This window comes from Pseudomonas sp. FW305-70, assembly GCF_058783925.1.
In genome coordinates, this window is the sequence record NZ_JBYSYZ010000018.1 from 43,566 (window position 1) to 65,333 (window position 21,768).

Annotated in this window: 18 protein-coding genes; 7 read left to right on the top strand and 11 right to left on the bottom strand. The window is 59.0% G+C overall.

Features of this window, described 5'->3' with window-relative positions:
- Positions 1-156: 156 nt before the first annotated feature.
- The 5 genes from AC3WN7_RS15665 to AC3WN7_RS15685 all read right to left on the bottom strand — a co-directional run bounded on the left by AC3WN7_RS15665 (position 157) and on the right by AC3WN7_RS15685 (position 5,160).
- Entirely contained in the window at positions 157-858 is a 702-nt protein-coding gene (locus AC3WN7_RS15665; RefSeq protein WP_015093834.1) for an ABC transporter ATP-binding protein, read from the bottom strand.
- Complete coding sequence (livG, locus tag AC3WN7_RS15670) at positions 859-1,626, bottom strand: high-affinity branched-chain amino acid ABC transporter ATP-binding protein LivG (protein ID WP_007976644.1); 768 nt, start codon at positions 1,624-1,626, stop codon at positions 859-861.
- Positions 1,623-2,879 carry a high-affinity branched-chain amino acid ABC transporter permease LivM gene (locus AC3WN7_RS15675; RefSeq protein ID WP_095965096.1) on the bottom strand — a complete coding sequence of 419 codons (1,257 nt, stop codon included), beginning with the start codon at positions 2,877-2,879 and terminating at the stop codon, positions 1,623-1,625. The genes livG and AC3WN7_RS15675 overlap by 4 nt, the downstream gene beginning before the upstream one ends.
- Positions 2,876-3,799, bottom strand: coding sequence for a high-affinity branched-chain amino acid ABC transporter permease LivH (gene livH, locus AC3WN7_RS15680; RefSeq protein ID WP_007976647.1), 924 nt, complete (start codon positions 3,797-3,799; stop codon positions 2,876-2,878). Before livH ends, AC3WN7_RS15675 begins: the two co-directional genes overlap by 4 nt.
- Positions 3,800-4,032: 233 nt before the next feature.
- Positions 4,033-5,160 carry a branched-chain amino acid ABC transporter substrate-binding protein gene (locus AC3WN7_RS15685; RefSeq protein ID WP_095965097.1) on the bottom strand — a complete coding sequence of 376 codons (1,128 nt, stop codon included), beginning with the start codon at positions 5,158-5,160 and terminating at the stop codon, positions 4,033-4,035.
- 350 nt (positions 5,161-5,510) lie between these two features.
- Here AC3WN7_RS15685 and AC3WN7_RS15690 point away from each other — a divergent pair, with 350 nt between their 5' ends.
- On the top strand, positions 5,511-5,816 hold the full coding sequence (locus AC3WN7_RS15690; protein ID WP_102674187.1) for a DUF2288 domain-containing protein: 306 nt from the start codon (positions 5,511-5,513) through the stop codon (positions 5,814-5,816).
- A gap of 283 nt (positions 5,817-6,099) precedes the next feature.
- Here AC3WN7_RS15690 and AC3WN7_RS15695 read toward each other — a convergent pair whose 3' ends face one another.
- Positions 6,100-8,298: a hypothetical protein gene (locus tag AC3WN7_RS15695; protein ID WP_095965098.1), complete on the bottom strand. Its 2,199-nt coding sequence runs from the start codon at positions 8,296-8,298 to the stop codon at positions 6,100-6,102.
- A gap of 196 nt (positions 8,299-8,494) precedes the next feature.
- Between AC3WN7_RS15695 and AC3WN7_RS15700 the strand changes: the two genes are divergently transcribed.
- Positions 8,495-9,391, top strand: a complete 897-nt coding sequence (locus AC3WN7_RS15700) for an NAD(P)-dependent oxidoreductase (protein WP_102674188.1) — start codon at positions 8,495-8,497, stop codon at positions 9,389-9,391.
- Here the strand turns inward: AC3WN7_RS15700 and AC3WN7_RS15705 are convergent.
- Both AC3WN7_RS15705 and AC3WN7_RS15710 read right to left on the bottom strand, forming a co-directional pair.
- Positions 9,348-11,564 (bottom strand): putative bifunctional diguanylate cyclase/phosphodiesterase, encoded by a 2,217-nt coding sequence (locus AC3WN7_RS15705; RefSeq protein WP_310650745.1) that lies wholly within the window; start codon positions 11,562-11,564, stop codon positions 9,348-9,350. The genes AC3WN7_RS15700 and AC3WN7_RS15705 overlap by 44 nt on opposite strands.
- 146 nt (positions 11,565-11,710) lie before the next feature.
- Positions 11,711-12,076 (bottom strand): YkgJ family cysteine cluster protein, encoded by a 366-nt coding sequence (locus tag AC3WN7_RS15710; RefSeq protein WP_095965101.1) that lies wholly within the window; start codon positions 12,074-12,076, stop codon positions 11,711-11,713.
- Positions 12,077-12,344: 268 nt separating this feature from the next.
- Here AC3WN7_RS15710 and AC3WN7_RS15715 point away from each other — a divergent pair, with 268 nt between their 5' ends.
- Entirely contained in the window at positions 12,345-13,694 is a 1,350-nt protein-coding gene (locus AC3WN7_RS15715; protein WP_095965102.1) for a spinster family MFS transporter, read from the top strand.
- A 183-nt stretch (positions 13,695-13,877) separates the two neighbouring features.
- On the opposite strand, the gene rapA is transcribed toward AC3WN7_RS15715, so the two are convergent.
- Positions 13,878-16,724: an RNA polymerase-associated protein RapA gene (gene rapA / locus AC3WN7_RS15720; RefSeq protein WP_102674190.1), complete on the bottom strand. Its 2,847-nt coding sequence runs from the start codon at positions 16,722-16,724 to the stop codon at positions 13,878-13,880.
- A gap of 218 nt (positions 16,725-16,942) precedes the next feature.
- On the opposite strand from rapA, the gene AC3WN7_RS15725 reads away from it, so the two are divergent.
- The 3 genes from AC3WN7_RS15725 (at position 16,943) to ccoM (ending at position 17,804) form a co-directional block, all read left to right on the top strand.
- The gene (locus AC3WN7_RS15725) at positions 16,943-17,284 is read left to right on the top strand and encodes a hypothetical protein (RefSeq protein WP_008054180.1); all 342 of its coding nucleotides are present in this window, start codon (positions 16,943-16,945) and stop codon (positions 17,282-17,284) included.
- 100 nt (positions 17,285-17,384) lie between these two features.
- The gene (locus AC3WN7_RS15730; RefSeq protein WP_086776977.1) at positions 17,385-17,546 is read left to right on the top strand and encodes a hypothetical protein; all 162 of its coding nucleotides are present in this window, start codon (positions 17,385-17,387) and stop codon (positions 17,544-17,546) included.
- Between the two features lie 147 nt (positions 17,547-17,693).
- Positions 17,694-17,804 carry a cytochrome c oxidase subunit CcoM gene (gene ccoM / locus AC3WN7_RS15735; protein WP_007976669.1) on the top strand — a complete coding sequence of 37 codons (111 nt, stop codon included), beginning with the start codon at positions 17,694-17,696 and terminating at the stop codon, positions 17,802-17,804.
- A gap of 270 nt (positions 17,805-18,074) precedes the next feature.
- Here ccoM and AC3WN7_RS15740 read toward each other — a convergent pair whose 3' ends face one another.
- Positions 18,075-19,550 (bottom strand): inorganic phosphate transporter, encoded by a 1,476-nt coding sequence (locus AC3WN7_RS15740; RefSeq protein WP_207258435.1) that lies wholly within the window; start codon positions 19,548-19,550, stop codon positions 18,075-18,077.
- A 376-nt stretch (positions 19,551-19,926) separates the two neighbouring features.
- Positions 19,927-20,127: a hypothetical protein gene (locus AC3WN7_RS15745; RefSeq protein WP_007976673.1), complete on the bottom strand. Its 201-nt coding sequence runs from the start codon at positions 20,125-20,127 to the stop codon at positions 19,927-19,929.
- A 688-nt stretch (positions 20,128-20,815) separates the two neighbouring features.
- Between AC3WN7_RS15745 and pcaR the strand changes: the two genes are divergently transcribed.
- Positions 20,816-21,658 (top strand): pca regulon transcriptional regulator PcaR, encoded by an 843-nt coding sequence (gene pcaR, locus AC3WN7_RS15750; RefSeq protein ID WP_095965104.1) that lies wholly within the window; start codon positions 20,816-20,818, stop codon positions 21,656-21,658.
- Positions 21,659-21,768: the final 110 nt, after the last annotated feature.

Here is a 21,768-nt window from a genome sequence, read left to right on the forward strand (position 1 = left end):
GCTCGCGAATGCGGCGTGTCAGACAACAACCATATCGACTGACCCTCCCTATTCGCGAGCAAGCCCGCTCCCACAGGGATCTTCAACGTTGTGGAAAAGGTGTCAGGCATAAAAAAAACGGCCCGCAAAGGCCGTTTTTTTGTTCACCGCAAAGGCTCAACCACCGAGGTACGCTTCGCGCACTTTCGGGTCGGTCAGCAGCGCTTCACCAGTGCCTTGCATCACTACCCGGCCGTTCTCCAGAACGTAGGCACGGTCAGCGATTTTCAGTGCCTGGTTGGCGTTTTGCTCGACCAGGAACACCGTCACACCGTCCTTGCGCAGCTGTTCGATGATGTCGAAGATCTGCTGGATGATGATCGGCGCCAGACCCAGCGACGGCTCGTCGAGCAGCAACAGCTTGGGCTTGCTCATCAGTGCACGGCCGATGGCGAGCATTTGCTGTTCGCCGCCGGACATGGTGCCGCCACGCTGGTTGAAGCGCTCCTTCAGGCGTGGGAAAAGTCCGAGGACCTTGTCCATCTGTTCCTGATAGTCGCCCTTGGCAGTGAAGAAACCGCCCATCGACAGGTTTTCTTCCACGGTCAGCCGGGAAAACACCCGACGACCTTCCGGCACCACGGCAATGCTCTTGCGCATGATCTGCGAGGAGTCCTGGCCGACCAGTTCCTCACCCATGTAGCGGATGCTGCCACTGTGGGCCCGCGGCGAACCGCAAAGCGTCATCAGCAGCGTGGACTTGCCGGCACCGTTGGCGCCGATCAGGGTCACGATCTCGCCCTGGCGGACTTCGACGTTGACGCTGTGCAGGGCCTGGATCTTACCGTAGAAGGTGGAAACGTTTTCGAACTGCAGCATTTACGCTTCCCCCAGGTAGGCTTTGATCACTTCAGGATTGTCGCGGATCTGTTCCGGCGTGCCGTTGGCCAGGGGCGTGCCCTGGTTGATCACGACGATGTGGTCGGAAATGCTCATGACCAGTTTCATGTCGTGTTCGATCAGCAGGACGGTCACGTTGTGCTCTTCACGCAGCACACTGATCAGCGCCTTGAGGTCTTCGGTTTCCTTCGGGTTCAGGCCTGCGGCCGGTTCGTCGAGCATGAGGATCCGTGGACGGGTCATCATGCAGCGGGCGATTTCCAGGCGACGTTGCTGACCGTAGGCCAGGGTGCCGGCCGGACGGTTGGCGAACTCACGCAGATTGACCTTGTCCAGCCAGTACTCGGCGTATTCCATGGCCTCGCGCTCGCTCTTGCGGAACGACGGGGTCTTGAACAGGCCGGACAGGAAGTTGGTGTTCAGGTGACGGTGCTGGGCGATCAAGAGGTTCTCGACCGCGGTCATGTCCTTGAACAACCGTACGTTCTGGAAGGTCCGCACCACGCCTTTGAGGGCGATCTTGTGACCCGGCAGGCCTTCGATCGGCTCGCCGTCCAGCAGGATGCTGCCGCCGCTCGGCTTGTAGAAGCCGGTCAGGCAGTTGAACACCGTGGTCTTGCCGGCGCCGTTAGGGCCGATCAATGCCACCACCTGTTTCTCTTTCACGCTCAAGGCCACGCCATTGACCGCCAGCAAGCCGCCGAAGCGCATGCTCAGGTTTTCTACTTTAAGGATCTCGCGGCTCATTTGCGCAGCTCCATGTGAGGACGTTGCATGGGCAGCAGACCCTGAGGGCGCCAGATCATCATCAGTACCATCAAGGCACCGAACATCAACATGCGGTACTCACTGAACTCACGCATCATTTCCGGCAGCAGGATCATCACCACGGCAGCCAGGATCACGCCCAGCTGCGAGCCCATGCCACCGAGCACCACGATGGCGAGGATGATCGCCGACTCGATGAAGGTGAAGGACTCAGGTGTCACCAGGCCCTGGCGAGCGGCGAAGAAGCTGCCGGCGAAACCGGCGAAGCTCGCACCCAGGGTGAAGGCCGACAACTTGATGATGGTCGGGTTCAGGCCCAGCGCACGGCAGGCGATTTCGTCTTCACGCAACGCTTCCCAGGCACGGCCCAGAGGCATGCGCAGCAAGCGGTTGATGACGAACAGGGCGAACAGCGCGAGGAACAACGCAACCAGGTAGAGGAAGATCACCTTGTTGATCGAGTTGTATTCCAGGCCGAAGTACTCGTGGAAGGTTTGCAGGCCTTCCGCAGCCTTGCGTTCAAAGGTCAGGCCGAAGAACGTCGGCTTCTCGATGTTGCTGATGCCGTTCGGGCCGCCGGTGATATCGGTCAGGTTACGCAGGAACAGACGGATGATTTCACCGAAGCCCAGGGTCACGATCGCCAGGTAGTCACCGCGCAGACGCAACACCGGGAAGCCCAGCAGGAAGCCGAAAGTGGCCGCCATCAGGCCGGCAATCGGCAGGCAGATCCAGAAGCTCAGGCCGTAGTAGTGCGACAACAGCGCGTAGCTGTAGGCGCCGACGGCATAGAAACCGACGTAACCGAGGTCGAGCAGGCCGGCCAGGCCGACCACGATGTTCAGGCCGAGGCCGAGCATCACGTAGATCAGCACCAGGGTCGCGATATCCACCGCACCGCGAGAGCCGAAGAACGGCCAGACCAGGGCACCGGCGATCAGCGCGATGATGATCCAGCGTTGCGTGGTCGGCAGGGTCAGGAAGTTGCTGGCCTTGGCCGGAATCAGCGGCATGCCTGGCGACGAACGCCAGGCCGAGCTGATCTGCTGGTCGAACAGCACGCGCAGGAACATCAGCACCGAACACACGGCGATGGTGATCAGAGTGGCGTCGCTGGTGCCATGAACTTCGAGGTTGATGCCGACGATGGTCAGCTTCAGACCGAGTACCGGGTAGGCCACGGCCCACACCAGCAAGGCGCTGAACAGCGCCTGTTTAAGATTCCTAGTCATACCTTCTCAACCTCCGGACGGCCCAGCAGGCCGGTTGGCCGGAACAACAGCACCAGAACCAGCAGGCCGAACGCCACGACGTCCTTGTACTGGTCGCCGAAGATATCGGCACCAAAGGCTTCCGCCACACCCAAAACGAGCCCGCCGAGCATGGCGCCCGGAATGCTGCCAATACCGCCCAGTACCGCTGCGGTGAAGGCCTTGAGGCCGACCAGGAAACCGGCGTTCGGGTTGATCACGCCGTATTGCATGCTCAGCAGCACGGCCGCGATGGCCGCCAGCGCGGCACCGATGACGAAGGTCAGGGCGATGATGTTGTTGGTGTTGATACCCAGCAGGTTGGCCATCTTGATGTCTTCGGCGCAGGCACGGCAGGCGCGACCCAGGCGAGAGCGGGAGATGAACAGCGTCAGGCCGAGCATGGCGACCAGGGTCACCACGAACACCACGATTTGCATGTAGGAAATCAGCACTTCATGTGCGCCACCTGGGCCAAAGGCAATATTGCCCGGAATCAGGTTGGGAATGGATTTGTCCTTGGAGTCTTGCGCCAGCAGAACGGTGTTCTGCAGGAAGATCGACATGCCGATGGCGGAGATCAGCGGGATCAGACGGTTGCTGCCGCGCAAGGGGCGGTAGGCGATCCGTTCGATGCTGTAACCATAGGCACTGGTGACAACGATGGTTGCAAGGAAAGCGGCGGTCATCAACAGCGGAACGCTGTCGAGTCCCAGCATGGCCAGCCCGGCGATGGCGATGAACGCCACGTAGGAGCCGATCATGTACACCTCGCCGTGGGCGAAGTTGATCATTCCAATGATGCCGTAGACCATCGTATAGCCGATGGCGATCAGGGCATACGTGCTGCCAATGGTCATGCCATTAACCAGCTGTTGGAAAAAGTGATAGATGTCAGGCATTACAGCGCTCCTAAAAACCTGATACGCATTTCACTGGTGGAGTCATTTTCCCGCCCGAGCCCCGTGGATCTGCATCCACTTCGAATTCGGGGTTTGCCAGCGAACCGCTGATGACGGTTTTGAGATTTTCAGGTGGGGAGACTGGCGGATCACGCCAGCGCGGCCCAAGTACGTTCGTAAAACAAAGCCCACGGCACGCCGTGGGCTTTATTGGCAGTCAGTCAGGCAACGCCTTACTGAGGCTTGGCTTCAGTTTTTGGTTTGCCGAAGTGCCACTCGTAAACCACAAATTTGAAGTCCTTCAGGTCACCTTTCTCGTCGAAGCTCAGGTCGCCGGTAGGGGTCTTGAAGGTGCCTTTGTGGATGGCTTCAGCCACTTTGGCGGAGTCTTCGGACTTGGCAGCCTTGATACCGTCGGCAATCACGGTCACAGCCGAGTAGGCCGGGAACACGAATGGACCGCTCGGGTCTTCTTTCTTGGCTTTGAACGCATCAGCCAGGGCAACGTTGGCCGGATCCTGGTCGAAGGATTTCGGCAGGGTCACCAGCAGACCTTCGGAAGCGTCCTTGGCGATCTGCGAAATGGAGTCGTTACCCACGCCTTCCGGACCCATGAACTTGGCTTTCAGGCCTTTTTCCTGAGATTGACGCAGGATCAGACCCAGCTCAGGGTGGTAGCCGCCGTAGTAGACGAAGTCGACATTGGCTTGCTTGAGCTTGGCGATCATCGAGGAGAAGTCTTTGTCGCCGGCGTTGACGCCTTCGAACACGGCAACCTTGACGCCTTTGCCTTCCAGGGTTTTCTTCACGGCGCTGGCGATGCCTTCACCGTACTGCTGTTTGTCGTGCAGGACAGCAACGATTTTCGGTTTGACGAAGTCGGCGATGTAGTTACCGGCGGCAGGGCCTTGGGCGCTGTCCAGACCGATGGTACGGAAGACCATTTTGTAACCACGGGCGGTGATGTCCGGGCTGGTGGCAGCCGGGGTGATCATGATCACGCCTTCGTCTTCGTAGATGTCCGAAGCCGGTTGAGTGGAGCTGGAGCACAGGTGACCAACCACGAACTTGACGCCGTCGTTGACGACTTTGTTCGCGACCGCCACGGCTTGTTTTGGATCACAGGCGTCATCGTATTCAACGGCTTCGAGTTTCTTGCCGTCTACGCCGCCTTTGGCGTTGATCTGCTCGATGGCCATTTTGGCGCCACTGAACTGCATGTCGCCGTATTGGGCTACAGGACCGGTTTTAGGGCCGGCGATGCCGATCTTGATGGTGTCAGCTGCGAACGAATGGCTGGCAACCCCGGCCAGAACCATAGCGGCAAACAGTTTGGAAATCTGCTTAGTAGCCTTAGTCATAGTGCTCCACTCTTACTGTTGTAGTTTTTATAGTCCTGGCGCCGTTGGCAGCAGAACCGGGTCAGATATCTACGACATCCCCCGGAAATGCCCCCCGGCAACTGTACCGGTACAGTGTAGAGCGCCGATTGTCAGCCTGGGAAGGCAGCGCCGAGGGGCAAAACCTGCAAGTGTCGCTTTATTGAAAGAAAAAGACAGAATTGCGGCGGGGCGTTGAGAGGCTTATAGCCGGATTCACTGCATTCCCTGGCTTTCCTGCGCTTTTCATTTCGGTCACTCAATTGCATCCGGGTTTTTCTGCCAGTCCACCGACGTTATCATCTGCGTCGATTTCTTTTCCGGACAGTCCCATGAATCAAGAACCTAGCACCCTCTATGCCAAGCTGCTTGGTGAAACCGCATCTATTACCTGGAAAGAGTTGGAGCCGTTCTTTGCCAAGGGTGCCCTATTGTGGGTCGATCCTGGCCTGGATCTGATCGCCGCCGCCGAAGCCGTGGCCCAGGATGAAGGGGAGAAAGTGGCTGCCTGGCTGGCTGCCGACAAGCTCGCCAAGCTGTCTGAAACGCGGGCGCTGGATCTTTTTGAACGTGATCCGCAGCTGTGGGCCGTGGTTGTTTCGCCGTGGATTCTGATCCAGGAAAGGGCGCAGGTTTAAACGGCTGCACCGGCTTGGTGCGCTCTCTTCAGGCAGGAAAGTGTGTAGCCGAGTAGCGTGATGGCAGGTTGCCGTAGAGAAAGGCCACAGCCTAACGGTGACGTAAACGTAACGGGAACAGTTGAGCGAGCAACTGAACGGCTGCTCAATTGTTTCTGGATGTTGATTTGTGTTGTTTTCAATACCGCTTTCGCGAGCAAGCCCGCTCCCACATTCGACTGCGTTCTTCCTGAAGAACACCGTTAAATGTGGGAGCGGGCTTGCTCGCGATTGGGGACGACGCTTAGTAAGCGGTCTTGCCCGTATGGTTATTCAGCGAAATAACCTTGGTCTTGCCGATGCGGTGACGATAGATCTCGCGCAGGTATTTGATCGATTTCTTCACGCAGTCCCGGGACAGGCGGATGTCGTTGATCGAAACGAACTTGTCCTTGTCGTTGATCAGTTCACGGTACTTCTTCTCGTACATCGGCTTGATCGCGTACCAGTTGGTATCGAGGATCTTCGCCGGATTCTCGAATTCGTTGAGCAACTCGTCGATCCGGTCTTCATCGAACTGTTCGTTGATGATGAAGTCCAGGATCGAGTTATCCAGAGTCTCGTCGAAACGGTACGGATTCTTCGCAAAGCAGCGCTTGATGAAGGCCACGATCAACGTCAGGAAATCGTCCGACAGGCACGGGCTCTTGGCAATCAGGGTGGTCAGGGACAGGTTGGCCGAGGCACCGATCACCAGCGCGTAGCGCTTGAGCGTGGTGTTGGGGAACAGGCTGTTGAGGTGGGTCTTCAACCGGTTCAGGTCCATGTAGGACAGCTTGTAGTCCTTCGGCAAGGAAACGATCGACACTACCGACGAGCAATTCTTGAAGAAGTGCAGGTCGTGCAGGGCTGCCGCGTCGTAACCCGAGTTCTTGTACTGCTCCAGCGACGCGCGATAGCGCTTGGACTCGATCGGCAACAGGCTGATGCCTTCGATGGCCTGGGTGACCTTGTTGAAGTGCGGCAGGTCGATCGAACGGAAGAACAGGTCGTCGATATTCAGGCGCGCCGGCTCTTTCTCGAATACCTTGAATTTGTCGCTGCTCGGCGGCGGGGTTTCCGGCACCACGGACTCGGCATAGGCAATCGCAACCGGGCCGGCCAGGCTCATGAACAGGTCGTTGGCGTCCAGGCGGATGGTTTCGCCGATGTCGATGCCGGCCCGACGGAAATAGTTCTGGTCGTAGTCGGTGGTGACTGCCTGAGCCGTCAGAATGTTGAATATCTGCTGCGAGATGTACTGGTTGGCGTGCTTTTCCATGGCATTGACATCAATGTTCTGGATATTGCCGTCATCGTTCTCTTCGGCGTAACGCATGATGTCGTTGGAAATCAGCATCATCGCGTTCCATGGGCGGATGCGACCCATGACGCTGGCTTCGCTGCTGTCTTCGTTGGCGAAGTTGTAGGAAAAATCCCACTCTTCCGACAGGTATTTGCACAGCAGGCGGCCGGCGTTGATGTGCAGCGCCTCGGACATTTCACTGCGGTGGTCGGAAATGTTCGGCAGTACACAGATGCCGCTGGTGAAGATCGGCTCGAAGACGAAGGAGTGGCCGCTCTTGCTGTCGTGCTCGTCCATCGGTTTGGTGTCGAACGTCTTGTTCATGTACGAGTGCTGCTGGGCCAGGCCGAATTCCGAGGCCATGCCGGAGCCGGTACCGCCGCCGGCACTGAAGATCGAGAAATACAGGCGCGACTGGTTGGCCTTGATGCCGCAGCTGTCGATCAGGTACGAGTGAATCATTTTCCAGTCAGGGCTGGAGAAACGCTGGGTGTCCTTGTTCAGGATGATCTTGGCCAGGTACTGGCCGAGGATCGGCGCGTTACCGGCGCCACCGGCGTGGACTTCCGACAGGTCCATGATTTTCATTTTGCTGTAGTCGCGCAGGAAACCGCTTTTCTCGCCCTTGCGCGAGAAGCGGATGCGTCCGGCGATGTCTTTGTCCAGGTCGCCAAGCATCACCAATGGCTCGACCAGAAACACCGGTTTGGTGTTCTTGTTCTGACCCAGGCGCAGGTTGTTGCGGATCCACTGGGCCGGGCTGTAGCCCTTTTCGGCAAAACGCTTGTCCGGTGACAGGCGATCTTCGTTGTTGAATTCGTTGAGGTAGAACTTGCGGGCGTTGTACACCAGTTCTGCCACGTCCAGCGCAATGTTCGAGCCGCAGCGGCCCAGGCCGATCAGGCACACCGAGGGGAATTCCTGGTCGCTGTGCTGCTCGCTGTCGCCTTCCAGATGCGGTGGACGCGGGAACACCATGTCGCGCAGGCCGTCGAGGTTGTCGAGGATGCGGTCGGTGTTGGTTTCGGTGAAGTAGAGGTATTGCTGGGTCGCCAACGGGCGGGATTGAATCAATGGCTTCGGTGATGACGGGCTGTTGGCCGCGGGGCTCAACGTCAGATCGGTTACCGCAGTGGCCGGGTTGTTTTTAGAAGTCATTGTTCGCCATCTACCTGGGCTGATTGGTTGGCCGACTGACTGTCGTCGAACCGTCACGGAATAGAGTCGCGTCTTTTTTCAGCGCGTACCTGGACCATGCCTTGGTCATTGACCTGAGCATTGCTCGGGGGGAATCCTTTCCCAAGTCATGATGAATCGGCCAGTATTTGGCGATCTTTAATCAAAAGGAGGCTAAATGATGTCAACGCTACCTTCACTAGGGTTTGCCGGGATCGGCCTGATGGGGTTGCCGATGTGCCGGCGGCTGCTGGCCGCGGGTTATCCGCTGGCGGTATGGAATCGCAATCCGGAAAAGTGCAAACCACTGGTCGAGGCTGGCGCACGCCAGGTCGCCAGCCCGGCCGAACTGTGCCAGCACGCTGACGTGGTGATGTTGTGCCTGGCGGATACGGCGGTCGTTCGCGAGGTAGTGTTTGGTCCGGCAGGCATTGTCGAGGGGGCAAGAAAAGGCCAGCTGCTGGTGGACTTTTCCAGCCTGGAGCCTAACGCCACGCGGGAGATGGCCGCAGACCTCGTCGGTAGAACCGGCATGCACTGGCTCGACACGCCGGTGTCCGGTGGCGTGGTCGGTGCAGAAGCCGCAAGCCTGGCGATCATGGTCGGCGGTGACGCACAGGATCTGGAACGGGTCCGGCCTGTCTTGTTGAACCTGGGGCAACGTGTGACACACATGGGCGGTGTCGGGGCAGGGCAGGTGACCAAGGCGTGCAATCAGATGATCGTCGCCTGCAATGCATTGGTGATCGCCGAAGTGGTCGCGCTGGCGGAACGTTCCGGAGTTGATGCAAGCCTGATTGCCGAAGCGCTGGCTGGCGGTTTTGCCGATTCCAAACCCCTGCAGTTCCTGGTCCCGCAGATGGCTGAAAACCGTTTCGAACCGGTCAAGTGGCACGTGCGTACCTTGCTCAAGGATCTGGATGCCGCGGTGAAGTTTTCCCGTGAGCAGGGCTCGGCGACACCGATCAGCGGTCTGGCGGCGCAGTTGATGCGCCTGCACGGGAGTCAGGGTTTCCTTGAAAAAGATCCGTCTACATTAGTGCAGATGTACCGTGAGCCAGACCCAGCGCCGTGACCGTGTAGGCGTGCTTGCGCTGGTTGATTTCGTTCAGCACCGGGAGTAACTCGGTCAGCGGTACCGGCCGACTGAGCAAATAGCCCTGAACGAAGTCACAGCCATGGTCTTCCAGGAACTGGTATTGCTCGAAGGTTTCGACCCCTTCGGTGACCACTTGCAGTTGCAGGGTATGGGCCATGACGATAATGGCCTGGACAATTTCCATGTCCTGGGTCGCCTTGGGAATGTCCTGGATGAAGGAGCGGTCGATTTTCAGGGTGTTGAGCGGTAGGCGCTTGAGGTAGGCCAGGGATGAATAGCCGGTGCCGAAGTCATCGATAGACAGCGATACGCCGAGGGCGCGTATCTGCCGCAGCAACACCAGTGTGTTGGCGATATTGCCCATCAAGGCGTTTTCCGTGACTTCCAGCTCCAGCCGATGGGGCTCCACACCGGCGGCCCGCAACGCGTACTCGATCTCATCGGCCAGTTCTTCGCGCGCCAGGTTCAGGGGTGAACAATTCACGGCGATCTTGAGGTCTTCACAGCCTTGGCGCGACAGCTCGCCCAGATCCTCGCAGGCTTTGCGCAGCACCCAGTTATCCAGCTCGGCGATCAGGCCGTTGGCCTCGGCGATTGCGATAAAACGATCCGGTACGAGGAAGCCGTGGACCGGGTGTTGCCAGCGGATCAAGGCTTCGAGCTTGCTGACCTGACCGGACTTGAGGTCATAGATCGGCTGGTAATAGAGCATCAGGCCGGTGTCTTCACGCAACGCGTGGCGCAACTCCTCTTCCAGTTGCAGCTCAAGCGTTGCGCGGGTTTTCAGGTTGGCACTGAAAAAACTCAACCCGTTGCGGCCGCTGCCCTTGGACTGATACAGCGCGAGGTCGGCGTTCTTCAACAGTTCCTCACACGTCTTGCCGTCCTCCGGAAACAGGCTGATACCGATGCTGGTGGTCATCACCATGCGCCTGCCGGCCAGTTCGATGGGCTCCTTCATTTTCAGCATGATGCGTTGGGCCAACTTTAGCGCTTCGTCACGATCATGCAGGTCGATGAGCAGGCAGAACTCGTCGCCGCCAAAGCGTGCGACCACATCCTCGTGACTGCGAACCGAGCTCTTGATGTGCGCGGCAAGCACTTTGAGCAGTTCGTCTCCGGCATCGTGGCCAAGGCTGTCGTTGATCCGCTTGAAATGGTCGATGTCCAGGAACAGGACTGCCAGCATCCCGCCCTCGTTGGTTTTCTCGATGAGTTTTTCGGCGAAGATCTGGTTGAACCCGCGACGGTTGATCAGGTTGGTCAACGCGTCGTAGTGCGCCACCTGTTGCAGCGACATGCGCGCCTGATCCAGTTGGCTGAGCAGGGAGTTGACCCGCTGCAGGTCGTGGTCCTTGTGTTGCAGTTTCTTGTCCGCCAGTGCCGCGCTGATGCTGCTCCCGATGATCAGCAAGGCGATGACTGTCACGGTCAGCGCCAGTTGCAGGTGGCTGTGTTCGCCGGTTTGCGCTGGCAGGCTGTCGCTGGGCAACACCAGATTGAAGGCGGCCATGGCCGTGAGGTGCATGCTCAGGATGCCTGCCCCAAGCAGCAGGCTGGCGCCGTATTTGAAGAGCTGATGCAGCATCCCGGCGCCGTTGCGCAGATACCATGCCAGCAACAAGGCTGCCAGCGCGGCACCGATCGCGATCGCGATGGAAAGGGCAAACAGGCCCGGATGGTAGTAGACAGAAGCGCTGGAGTGCATGGCCGTCATGCCCACGTAATGCATGGTCGCGATACCCAGGCCGATCCCGATCGATGCCTTGAGGCACTGTCGAAAACTCAGCTCGGGAAGGCTTAGGGTATGCATGGCCAGCCACGCGGCGAGCAGCGCGATGGTTAGCGAGAACACCGTGACGGGCAGTTGGTAGTGAAGGTCGACAGGCGCCTGGAATGCCAGCATCCCGACGAAGTGCATGGCCCAGATACCGCCCGCCAGGCAGCCGCTGCCCACCCAGCGCCAGCGCGTTTGGGACGCGGTTTTTTCAGCGTGGGCCACCCGTTCGGCCATGTCCAGTGTCGCGAAACAGCCGACACAGGCGACCAGATAAGCCAGCAGCACCAGAAAAGGGTCATGTGTGCAATTGAGTATGACCAGCCCACTCTCTGGTAGCTCGGTAATGAAATGCAGACCAAGCCACTCCATAGCACGCCCCATCGTTATTACTCAGGCCGGAGCAAGAGCGCCAGCGAATGTCATGGAGTATAGAGGGCATGGATGGAGCGCAAGGGGTGGTGGCATATCGATATCAAATATTTTGACATTAACCTGATAGCGATTGGTGCTATTACTCAGGCCATTTGCTTCTGAGGCGTCTCGAACACCGGTTGCAGGGCCGGCAAGCCGAATGCGGCACGGGCCGCGTCGCAATCGGGATTGGCCTGACCATCGACCCATGAAGCCTCGAACTCGCGGCAGGTGCTGGAGCGTTTTTCGTAAATCGAGCACTGCACCGTACTGCCCACGTCTCCGACCAGGCTGGTGCAGCGCACGGGTTTGCAGCCGGTGCCGATCATCGCGACCCGGCTGGGGCTGATCTGCTCGACAAGCTCATCGGGTACCGTTCCCCCGGAGGAGGCGCACTCACCCCAGAAGAATGACACGCGAAAATGAGAACAGCAGGCACCGCAGTTCAGACACGGACTGGCTTCGGACATGGGCGATTATCGTGAGGAGGAGTGGAGACACAGGGGGGAATCAAGGCCGCTATTCTAGGCTTCGGCAACGGCTTGGGAAGGGGGGGTGAGAGGTATTTTTCATCGACCGGACGAGCTGCGAAATACCCGCCTTGCGAAAGCTCCTACGGGTTGCCTCCCATGGGCAGGTATCAGCCTGGCGAATAATGAAAGACAGGTGCGTCCAGCCTGTCTAGATTGCAAAGTCCGGGGGCAGTGACGCCCCAAAAACAATAAAAGAGACGGACCCATGCAGAACTCGACCCAAGCGGCCAATGCCTGGCGCATCCTGTTCCTGTTGTTCCTGGCCAACCTGTTCAATTTTTTTGACCGCACCATCCCGGCCATCATCATCGAGCCCATTCGCATGGAATGGCACCTCAGTGATTTCCAGTTGGGGATCATCGGTACGGCATTCACCATCGTCTACGCCATTGCCGGCTTGCCGCTGGGGCGCATGGCCGATACAGGCTCGCGCAGCAAGCTGATGGGCTGGGGACTCGCGGTGTGGAGCGGGTTGACAGCCGTCAACGGCATGGTGGGCAGTTTCTGGAGCTTCCTGATCGTGCGCATGGGCGTCGGCATCGGCGAAGCCAGTTACGCGCCAGCCGCCAACTCGTTGATCGGCGATTTGTTTCCGGCTCACCGCCGGGCACGGGCCATGGGCATCTTCATGCTGGGGCTGCCGTTGGGGCTGTTGCTGGCGTTCTTCACCATCGGCGCGATGGTCAAGGCCTTCGATAGCTGGCGCGCACCGTTCTTTATCGCGGCGGTGCCCGGGCTGGTCCTGGCGATCTTCATGTTTTTCATCAGGGAGCCGAAACGCGGCGCCGCCGAGAGCGTTCAGGTTTCGCAGGAAAAGATCGATCGACCGATCCGTCGTGTACTGGCTGTCCCAACCTTCCTGTGGCTGGTGATGGCCGGCCTCTGTTTCAACTTCGCCACCTATGCCTGCAATTCGTTTCTGGTGCCGATGCTGCAACGCTACTTCCTCATGCCGTTGCAGGAAGCCGCAGTGGCGACCGGGGTTATTGTCGGTGTGACCGGCTTGGTCGGCCTGACCCTCGGTGGCTGGATCGCGGACAAGATTCACCAGCGGGTCGCTAACGGGCGGCTATTGTTTGCCGCCTTCAGCCTGGTGATTTCGACGGTCTGCACCGCGTGGGCGCTGCATTCCGGGCGAATCGAGATAGGTGTGTTCGTGGCCGTATTCAGTGTTGGCTGGCTGTTCGCCTACAACTTCTACACCTGCGTGTACACGGCGATTCAGGACGTGGTCGAACCGCGCTTGCGGGCGACGGCAATGGCGCTGTTCTTTGCCGGGCTGTACCTGTTGGGCGGTGGCCTGGGGCCGGTGGTGGTCGGGGCCTTGTCCGATCACTTTGCCCACACGGCGATGCTTGCCGCGGGTGCCGAGCAGATGACCGAAGCGTTCAAGGCGGTTGGCCTGCATGACGCGATGTACCTGATTCCGGTGGCGCTGTTGCTTACCGTGGTGTTTCTGTTCCTGGCTTCGCGGTGTTTTGTGCGCGATGCCAAGCGGATGAAGGAAGGGTTGGTGGCGGTGGGTGAGCCTGAAGGTTCTGTGGTGACTGCCTGATCGCTTTCGCGGGCAAGCCCGCTCCCACAGGTTTAGTGTTGTTCACGAGATTTGTATTCGACACTAACAATTGTGGGAGCGGGCTTGCCCGCGAAGAGGCCATTAGCAGCACTACTGAAATTGAAGTAAACAAAAAGGCCCGCATCGCTGCGGGCCTTCTTTATTTGTGAGTCGGGGAGGGGATTAACCCGCCACCAACACCCGAATCGCTTCCAGTCGCAACGCAGCCTTGTCGAGCATGGCCAGGCCTTGCTCGCGTTGTTTGCGCAGGGCCACCAGTTCGCTGTCGCGTACGGTCGGGTTGACCGCTTGCAGCGCGGTCAGACGTGCCAGTTCTTCTTCGGTATCGGCAGCCAGGCGACGCTGCGCCTCGGCGACACGTTCAGTGTGGCGCGGCAGGATCTTCGCCTCACCGGCGTTGATTCGCGGCGTCAGTTGGTCACGCTGGGCCTGGATGAACTTGTTGGCGCTGGCACGGGGCACGCTTTCGAGCTGATCGTTCAAGGTTTCGAACGACACGCGGGCCGACAGGTCGTTGCCGTTGGTATCGAGCAGGCAGCGCAGGGCGGCCGGCGGCAGGTAGCGGCCCAGTTGCAGCGAGCGCGGGGCAACCACTTCGCTGACATACAACAGTTCCAGCAACACGGTGCCCGGCTTCAGCGCCTTGTTCTTGATCAGCGCCACGGCGGTGTTGCCCATGGAGCCGGACAGCACCAGATCCATGCCGCCCTGCACCATCGGGTGCTCCCAGGTAATGAATTGCATGTCTTCGCGAGACAGCGCCTGGTTGCGGTCGTAAGTGATGGTCACGCCTTCGTCGTCACCCAGCGGGAAGCTGGCGTCGAGCATTTTTTCGCTCGGCTTGAGGATCAGGGCGTTTTCCGAATGGTCTTCGCTGTCGATGCCAAAGGCGTCAAACAGGGTTTCCATGTAGATCGGCAGCGCGAACTGGTCGTCCTGCTCAAGGATATCTTCCACCAATGCATCGCCTTCGCCCGCGCCACCGGAGTTCAACTCCAGCAAGCGGTCACGACCGGTGTGCAGCTCGGCTTCCAGGCGCTCACGCTCGGTGCGGGCTTCGTCGATCAGCGCTTGCCACTCGCCATCGTCGGCTTCTTCGAGCAGCGGCAGCAGGCGCGGGCCGAACTGGTGCTGCAAGGCGTTGCCGGTCGGGCAGGTGTTGAGGAATGCGTTCAGCGCTTCGTGGTACCACTGGAACAGGCGCTCTTGCGGGCTGGTTTCCAGGTATGGCACGTGCAATTCGATGATGTGCTTCTGGCCGATCCGGTCCAGTCGACCGATACGTTGTTCCAGCAGGTCCGGGTGGGACGGCAGGTCGAACAGCACCAGGTGATGGGAGAACTGGAAGTTGCGGCCTTCACTGCCGATTTCCGAGCAGATCAGCACTTGCGCACCAAACTCTTCGTCGGCGAAGTAGGCGGCGGCGCGGTCACGCTCGAGGATGTTCATGCCTTCGTGGAACACCGTGGCCGGGATGCCGGAACGCACGCGCAGGGCGTCTTCCAGGTCCATGGCGGTTTCGGCGTGGGCGCAGATCACCAGCACTTTGGTGCGCTTGAGCATCTTCAACTGGTCGATCAGCCATTCGACGCGAGGGTCGAACTTCCACCAGCGCTCTTCTTCGCTGGCGTCCGGCTGGGCCTGGAAGCTGACTTCCGGGTACAGCTCGGCGTGATCGCCCAGCGGCAGTTCGAGGTATTCGTCCGGGCACGGCAGCGGATACGGGTGCAGCTTGCGTTCCGGGAAGCCTTGCACCGCGGCGCGGGTGTTGCGGAACAGTACGCGGCCGGTGCCGTGACGGTCGAGCAATTCGCGCACCAGGCGCGCGCTGGCTTCGGTGTCGCCATCGTTGACGGCGGCCAGCAGGGCTTCGCCTTCGTTGCCGAGGAAACCGTGGATGGTCTTGTGGGCTTGCGGCGACAGGCGTCCCTGATCCAGCAACTCCTGAACGGCTTCGGCCACCGGGCGATAGTTTTCGCTCTCGGCACGGAAGGCTTGCAGGTCATGGAAACGGTTCGGGTCGAGCAGGCGCAGACGGGCGAAGTGGCTGTCCTGGCCCAGTTGTTCCGGGGTGGCGGTCAACAGCAGTACGCCAGGAATGGTTTCGGCGAGTTGCTCGACCAGCGAATATTCAGGGCTGACCTGATCTTCATGCCACACCAGGTGGTGAGCCTCGTCGACCACCAGCAAGTCCCAGCCTGCCGCGAACAGCGCGTCCTGGGCTTTCTCGTCGTCCACCAGCCACTCAAGTGCGACCAGCGCGAGTTGGGTGTCTTCGAACGGGTTGCTGGCATCGCTTTCGATGAAACGCTCTTCGTCGAACAGCGCGACCTGCAGGTTGAAACGACGACGCATCTCGACCAGCCACTGGTGCTGCAGGTTCTCCGGAACCAGGATCAGCACACGGCTGGCGCGGCCCGAGAGCAACTGGCGATGGATTACCAGGCCGGCTTCGATGGTTTTACCCAGGCCCACTTCGTCGGCCAGCAGAACCCGCGGCGCGATACGGTCGGCGACTTCACGGGCAATGTGCAACTGGTGCGCGATCGGTTGCGCACGCACGCCGCCCAGGCCCCAAAGGGAGGACTGCAACTGACGGCTAGTGTGTTCCAGAGTGTGATAACGCAGGGAGAACCAGGGCAGCGGGTCGATCTGCCCGGCGAATAGACGGTCGCTGGCCAGGCGGAACTGGATGAAGTTCGACAGCTGGGTTTCCGGCAGGGTGACCACTTCGTTCTGCCCGTTGAGGCCGTGGTAAACCAGCAGGCCATCGATGTCATCGACTTCGCGGACGGTCAGCTTCCAGCCTTCGAAGTGAGTGATGGAGTCACCCGGCGAAAATCGCACGCGGGTCAGAGGCGCATTCCGTAGCGCGTACTGGCGGGTGTCGCCAGTGGCCGGGTAGAGCACGGTCAACAAGCGGCCGTCCTGTGCCAGAACGGTGCCTAAACCCAGCTCGGCTTCGCTGTCACTGATCCAGCGTTGCCCCGGTTGATACTGCTGCGCCATGCTGCCTGACTCCCACCTTGAAAAAGCCGGCTATCTTAACGGAATGAGGGCTTCAGGGCCAAAGGACTCTCAGAAAAACTCACAGTCAAACGTTAGCCCACCTGTGCATGACGCGCCGCTCAGTGCACTAATGAGTGCCAATTGGGTCACAGTTTGCGACCGATGGCTCAAGTCGCCATCCCCGCAGCCGACAGCCTGCTGACAGGAGACCGAAAACCATGCTGCCACCGATGCTTCCCTTGAGTGCCGTGCCGATCACTTCACAGACTGATCCGATCCGCCAGCGCCCGGATATTCCACCGGTGGTGCCGGTGCAGGAAAGCTCCAGTGAAAGCACCATCGACCTGCAAAAGCGCAATCCTGAAGAGGACGGGCTGGTGCTGCGCGAGGAGCAGCGGCGCAGGCAGGAGCAGGAACGGCGTCGCCACGAGGCTGATAATGATCCCGAGGCGCACCTGGCGATTCCCGGCGATGAACTCAATGCCGACAACACCGTGCCGGTGGCGCCGCTGATGGAAGATCAGCCGCGGCAGGGGTTGTGGGTCGACATCGAGATTTGAGCACACGGCTGGTCAGCGCGGCCGTCAGGCCGCATTATTGGCGCAGGGTTGCCGAACGCTACGGTGGCTGAAACTCATTTCAAGCGATGCACTGACTGCCATGAGCCAAGACGACAAACTGATTGACCTCAACGCTGAGCGCGCCAAGCGTGTTCATGACCTCAATGACAAACGACTCAATGAAGTTCGCCAGGCGTTCGAACAAGCCATGCCGTTGGGCAAGGTGAAGAAAAAGCCGAAAAACAAACCGAAAAAACGCTGACCCTCCTCCCCCGCATTCATTGATGCGGGTCAAACCTTTCCCTTCCTCTTGCCCAGTCTCGGGCGACATTGATCCCGGTCAATATTCTCTCCTGCCCGTTTGGTTAACTTAGCCCTATCGCAACAGGGCAAGTGCAGGAGACGCGTCATGTTTTTCGACAACGTGGTGATCGCCGGAGTGCTGACTGTCAGCCTCATGTTTGTATTTTTTGCAGGTTTCGGACTTTTTATCTGGAAGGATTCGCACAAGCGGAAATAACCGTGGTTCTTTCTGGATGTAATGAGCACGCAAGGCATTTTGGGCAACTTCGGTTGCCCTTTTTTTTGCCTGTAAAACTCTATCGATACACGCAAACCCTGTGGGAGCGAGCTTGCTCGCGATGAGGCCATAACATTCAGCATCTATATTGACTGCAAGGCCGCTATCGCGAGCAAGCTCGCTCCCACAATGATTTGTGGTGTGGCGACAATTATGGCAATAAAAAAGGCGCGTTCCTTGCGGAGCGCGCCTTTTTCGTTTGGCTGCTTATCAGCTGCCAAGTGCCTTCGAGGCCAGCCAGAACAACCCGGCCGACAGGGCCACGGTGGCTGGCAGGGTCAATACCCAGGCCAGCAGGATGGTTCTGACGGTGCCGCTTTGCAGGCCGCTCTTGTTGGCGACCATGGTGCCCGCCACGCCCGAAGACAGCACATGGGTGGTGGAAACCGGCAGGCTGAAGATGTTCGCCATGCCGATCAGGCTGGCGGTGGTGATCTGCGCCGACATGCCTTGGGAGTAAGTCATGCCTTGCTTGCCGATCTTCTCGCCAATGGTCAGTACCACGCGTTTCCAGCCGACCATGGTGCCCAGGCCCAGGGCCAGTGCAACCGCCAGAATCACCCAGAACGGGGCGTATTCGGTGGTAGTGGTCAGGTCTTTGCGCAACTTGTCCAGGTCAGCCTTTTCACGGGCCCCGAGAGTTGGCAACTTGCTGACTTTCTTCGCTGTATCGTCCAGGCAGAGCAGGTAGCGACGGACTTCGATACGGCTTTCCGCCGACAGCGAATGGTAGTCGGCTACACCCTTGAGGGTGCCGAGCAGAGCGGTGATGGTCGGTTCGGTCTGTTGCGGGTTGCAACGGAATTTCTCCGGCAGATCGCCATCCAGGCTCTTGCCCAGGGCCAGGAATTCACCCAGGGTTTCGGAATTGCGCTGGTAGAACTGGCTCAGATGCAGGGTCGCGTCGCGAGTCCGCTCGATCTGATAGGTCGTGCTGTTCAGGTCGAGGACGAACTGGGCCGGCACGATACCGATCAGGACCAGCATGATCAGGCCGATACCTTTCTGGCCATCATTGGAACCGTGCACGAAACTCACGGCCATGGCCGAGATCACCAGTACCAGGCGATTCCAGAACGGCGGGTGTTTCTTGTCGTCGATCTTGCGGCGCTGTTCCGGTGTCTTGTGCATCTTCGACAGCGGGCGCCACCATTTAAGGCCGATCAGGATCAGCGCGGCGATCAGGAAACCGGCCATTGGCGAGAACACCAGTGACATGCCGATATCGATCGCCTTTTGCCAGTTCACCCCGTCGGCCAACGGAATTTCGTTGATCAGGGCGTTGGCCAGGCCGACACCGAGGATCGAACCGATCAGCGTGTGGGAACTGGAAGCGGGAATACCGAAGTACCAGGTGCCCAGGTTCCAGGTAATGGCGGCGGCGAGCAATGAGAACACCATGGCCAGTCCGTGACCGGTGTTCACATTGATCAGCAGTTCTACCGGCAGCAGGTGGACAATGGCATACGCCACGCCGACCCCGCCCAGCAGCACGCCGAGGAAGTTGAACACCCCGGAGAAAAACACCGCCAGGTGAGGCGGCATGGCTTTGGTGTAGATAACGGTGGCCACCGCGTTAGCGGTGTCATGAAAGCCGTTGATGAACTCGAAGGCGAGGACAAAGGCCAGGGCGAGCAAGAGGCTCACAAGCACCCAAGCATCCAGTCCGCTGAATAAATCGATCATGAAGGTTTTCTGACCCGGTCATAAGGGGGCGCGATTATGCCAGAAAAGACTGCTAATCAATGCACTAGCTGCTCATCGGTAACATTCTTCAACGAATTTTTTTGCCGCGGCACCCAAAACCCAAGGGTTTTGCTGTGTTTTTTAACTTATTGATTTTGCTAGAAAAGATCGCCATAGCAAGGGAGGCGCACGGCTGAAGGATGGGGTCGAATGCCTGTGCGAAATATCTGAGAAATACATCAGATATCAAAATCTGCCTTCATCCGGGGAGGGCAGTGGCCGCTGCCCGCTCGTAGCGGGCGCGCAAGGCGACCTCCATACATCCCGCTTTTAACAGGTGCAGAGGCAGGTCCTTGTAAGGATCAGGCCGAAGCAGTCATGGCTCTTCGGCTTTGAGTTCCTTTTCCATTTTTTCAAGTTCTTGCTGGAAAACCTGATCCTGAACGGTGGCGCGTTTACGCCAGGGTTTGCGTTCCGGTTCGGGTTGAGCGGCGTAAGTGGTGACTTCTCCGCCGTAAACTTCCTTGTAGCGTTGTTCCTGGCGCTCTAGTTCCGCGCGCAGTTCGTCTTTCGTCACAGTGCTACCTGATTGAGTTGAGATAAATTCTGGTGAAAACGCGCTGCATCAAATCGATTGATCACGTCCGTCGAATGACAATGCCCGTCAAGGCATCGTTTTGGCAACAACCGGGATCAATACTTCCATGTCACAGGCGGCCACGGCACCAGAGATAAATAGCTGACGTAGCTTCAGTTTCCTGTTTCAGCAAGCGCACGGGCAAGGCGGTGCAATGCAGATCTGGCGCTTGCAACGAGCAACGGCGATGGAACATCGCATTGCCGGGCAGCAGGTCCGGCAAGTAAAAAAACCGGAGCGCTACTGAATTGTATTATAGCGGCCTATTTGAAGAACACTATATCCAAAGAGTTAAAAGCGGGTCTTGGGCGGGGCAGTTTTGTTGTGCGAAACTTTACATTCCACTAGAACGTCCACTGATCCCTGATTGCTGCGATGCCTTTCTGACGCCATTAAGTCGAACAAGTTACGGTATTTAGAATGCCTCATTAAGGCCCTGGGGCGATCGGCTGTAAACGCGTTCGTGATTCAGCGAAAAACAGATATCAGCGCACCCGGTGATTGATACGGTAGATTGCGATTATCGGTCGAGCGTTCGATAATCGCCCGGAGTTGGCGGGCCGGGCTTGAGCGTCAGGCGGTAGCCCTTTGTAATAGTCGCTGATCCGAGTGGGTAAAAGGACCTTGTATGAACGATCAAATGCGCAATTCCTTCGCTTCAGTGGCTCCCCCCATCGTTGCCTCACCGGCCAAACGGATCCAGGCACTGACCGGCGACCCGGATTTCATGACGTCCCTGGCCCGTGGCCTGGCTGTGGTGCAGGCGTTCCAGGAGCGCAAACGGCACCTGACCATCGCCCAGATCAGCCACCGCACGGAAATTCCCCGCGCCGCCGTGCGCCGTTGCCTGCACACCCTGATCAAACTCGGCTACGCCACCACCGACGGCCGCACCTATTCGTTGCTGCCCAAAGTACTGACCCTCGGCCATGCCTATGTGTCATCAACGCCGCTGGCGGTGTCCGCCCAGCCTTATCTGGACCGCATGAGCGAACAGCTGCACGAGGCCTGCAACATGGCCACGCTGGAAGGTGATGACATTCTGTACATCGCCCGCTCCGCGACCACCCAGCGCCTGATTTCGGTGGACCTGTCGGTGGGTGGGCGCCTGCCGGCCTATTGCACGTCGATGGGACGGATCCTGCTGGCCGCGCTGGATGACACGTCGCTGGGCGAATACCTGGAGCACGCCGAACTGCAGGCCAAGACGAGTCGCACGATTCACACCCCCGAGGCATTGCTCGAATGCCTGCAAGAGGTGCGACAGCAAGGCTGGTGCATCGTCGACCAGGAGCTTGAGCAGGGGCTGCGCTCGATTGCCGTCCCGGTGTACGACGCCTCCGGCCAGGTGGTCGCGGCCCTCAATGTCAGCACCCACGCCGGGCGAGTCAGTCGTAACGAGCTGGAACAACGCTTCCTGCCCGGCCTGCTGAGTGCCAGCCGCGACCTCAGTACCCAACTGTTCACCTAAGCTGTTCGATAAACGCACAGAGTTGCGTCTGGCGAATTGACGCTGTTTCCTGTGGATCATTACTGTCGCGTCTGCGTCAGCCTCCGCTGGCCCCTTTTCGACTGTGATCC

What these genes read in the sequence shown, in the direction of transcription:
- rapA (WP_102674190.1), bottom strand. Translation starts at nt 16,724, where the DNA reads ATGGCGCAGCAGTATCAACCGGGGCAACGCTGGATCAGTGACAGCGAA.
- livG (WP_007976644.1), bottom strand. Translation starts at nt 1,626, where the DNA reads ATGAGCCGCGAGATCCTTAAAGTAGAAAACCTGAGCATGCGCTTCGGC.
- AC3WN7_RS15665 (WP_015093834.1), bottom strand. Translation starts at nt 858, where the DNA reads ATGCTGCAGTTCGAAAACGTTTCCACCTTCTACGGTAAGATCCAGGCC.
- AC3WN7_RS15730 (WP_086776977.1), top strand. Translation starts at nt 17,385, where the DNA reads ATGAGCCAAGACGACAAACTGATTGACCTCAACGCTGAGCGCGCCAAG.
- AC3WN7_RS15725 (WP_008054180.1), top strand. Translation starts at nt 16,943, where the DNA reads ATGCTGCCACCGATGCTTCCCTTGAGTGCCGTGCCGATCACTTCACAG.
- AC3WN7_RS15685 (WP_095965097.1), bottom strand. Translation starts at nt 5,160, where the DNA reads ATGACTAAGGCTACTAAGCAGATTTCCAAACTGTTTGCCGCTATGGTT.
- AC3WN7_RS15700 (WP_102674188.1), top strand. Translation starts at nt 8,495, where the DNA reads ATGATGTCAACGCTACCTTCACTAGGGTTTGCCGGGATCGGCCTGATG.
- AC3WN7_RS15690 (WP_102674187.1), top strand. Translation starts at nt 5,511, where the DNA reads ATGAATCAAGAACCTAGCACCCTCTATGCCAAGCTGCTTGGTGAAACC.
- AC3WN7_RS15675 (WP_095965096.1), bottom strand. Translation starts at nt 2,879, where the DNA reads ATGACTAGGAATCTTAAACAGGCGCTGTTCAGCGCCTTGCTGGTGTGG.
- AC3WN7_RS15740 (WP_207258435.1), bottom strand. Translation starts at nt 19,550, where the DNA reads ATGATCGATTTATTCAGCGGACTGGATGCTTGGGTGCTTGTGAGCCTC.
- AC3WN7_RS15705 (WP_310650745.1), bottom strand. Translation starts at nt 11,564, where the DNA reads ATGGAGTGGCTTGGTCTGCATTTCATTACCGAGCTACCAGAGAGTGGG.
- AC3WN7_RS15695 (WP_095965098.1), bottom strand. Translation starts at nt 8,298, where the DNA reads ATGACTTCTAAAAACAACCCGGCCACTGCGGTAACCGATCTGACGTTG.
- ccoM (WP_007976669.1), top strand. Translation starts at nt 17,694, where the DNA reads ATGTTTTTCGACAACGTGGTGATCGCCGGAGTGCTGACTGTCAGCCTC.
- AC3WN7_RS15715 (WP_095965102.1), top strand. Translation starts at nt 12,345, where the DNA reads ATGCAGAACTCGACCCAAGCGGCCAATGCCTGGCGCATCCTGTTCCTG.
- AC3WN7_RS15710 (WP_095965101.1), bottom strand. Translation starts at nt 12,076, where the DNA reads ATGTCCGAAGCCAGTCCGTGTCTGAACTGCGGTGCCTGCTGTTCTCAT.
- pcaR (WP_095965104.1), top strand. Translation starts at nt 20,816, where the DNA reads ATGAACGATCAAATGCGCAATTCCTTCGCTTCAGTGGCTCCCCCCATC.
- livH (WP_007976647.1), bottom strand. Translation starts at nt 3,799, where the DNA reads ATGCCTGACATCTATCACTTTTTCCAACAGCTGGTTAATGGCATGACC.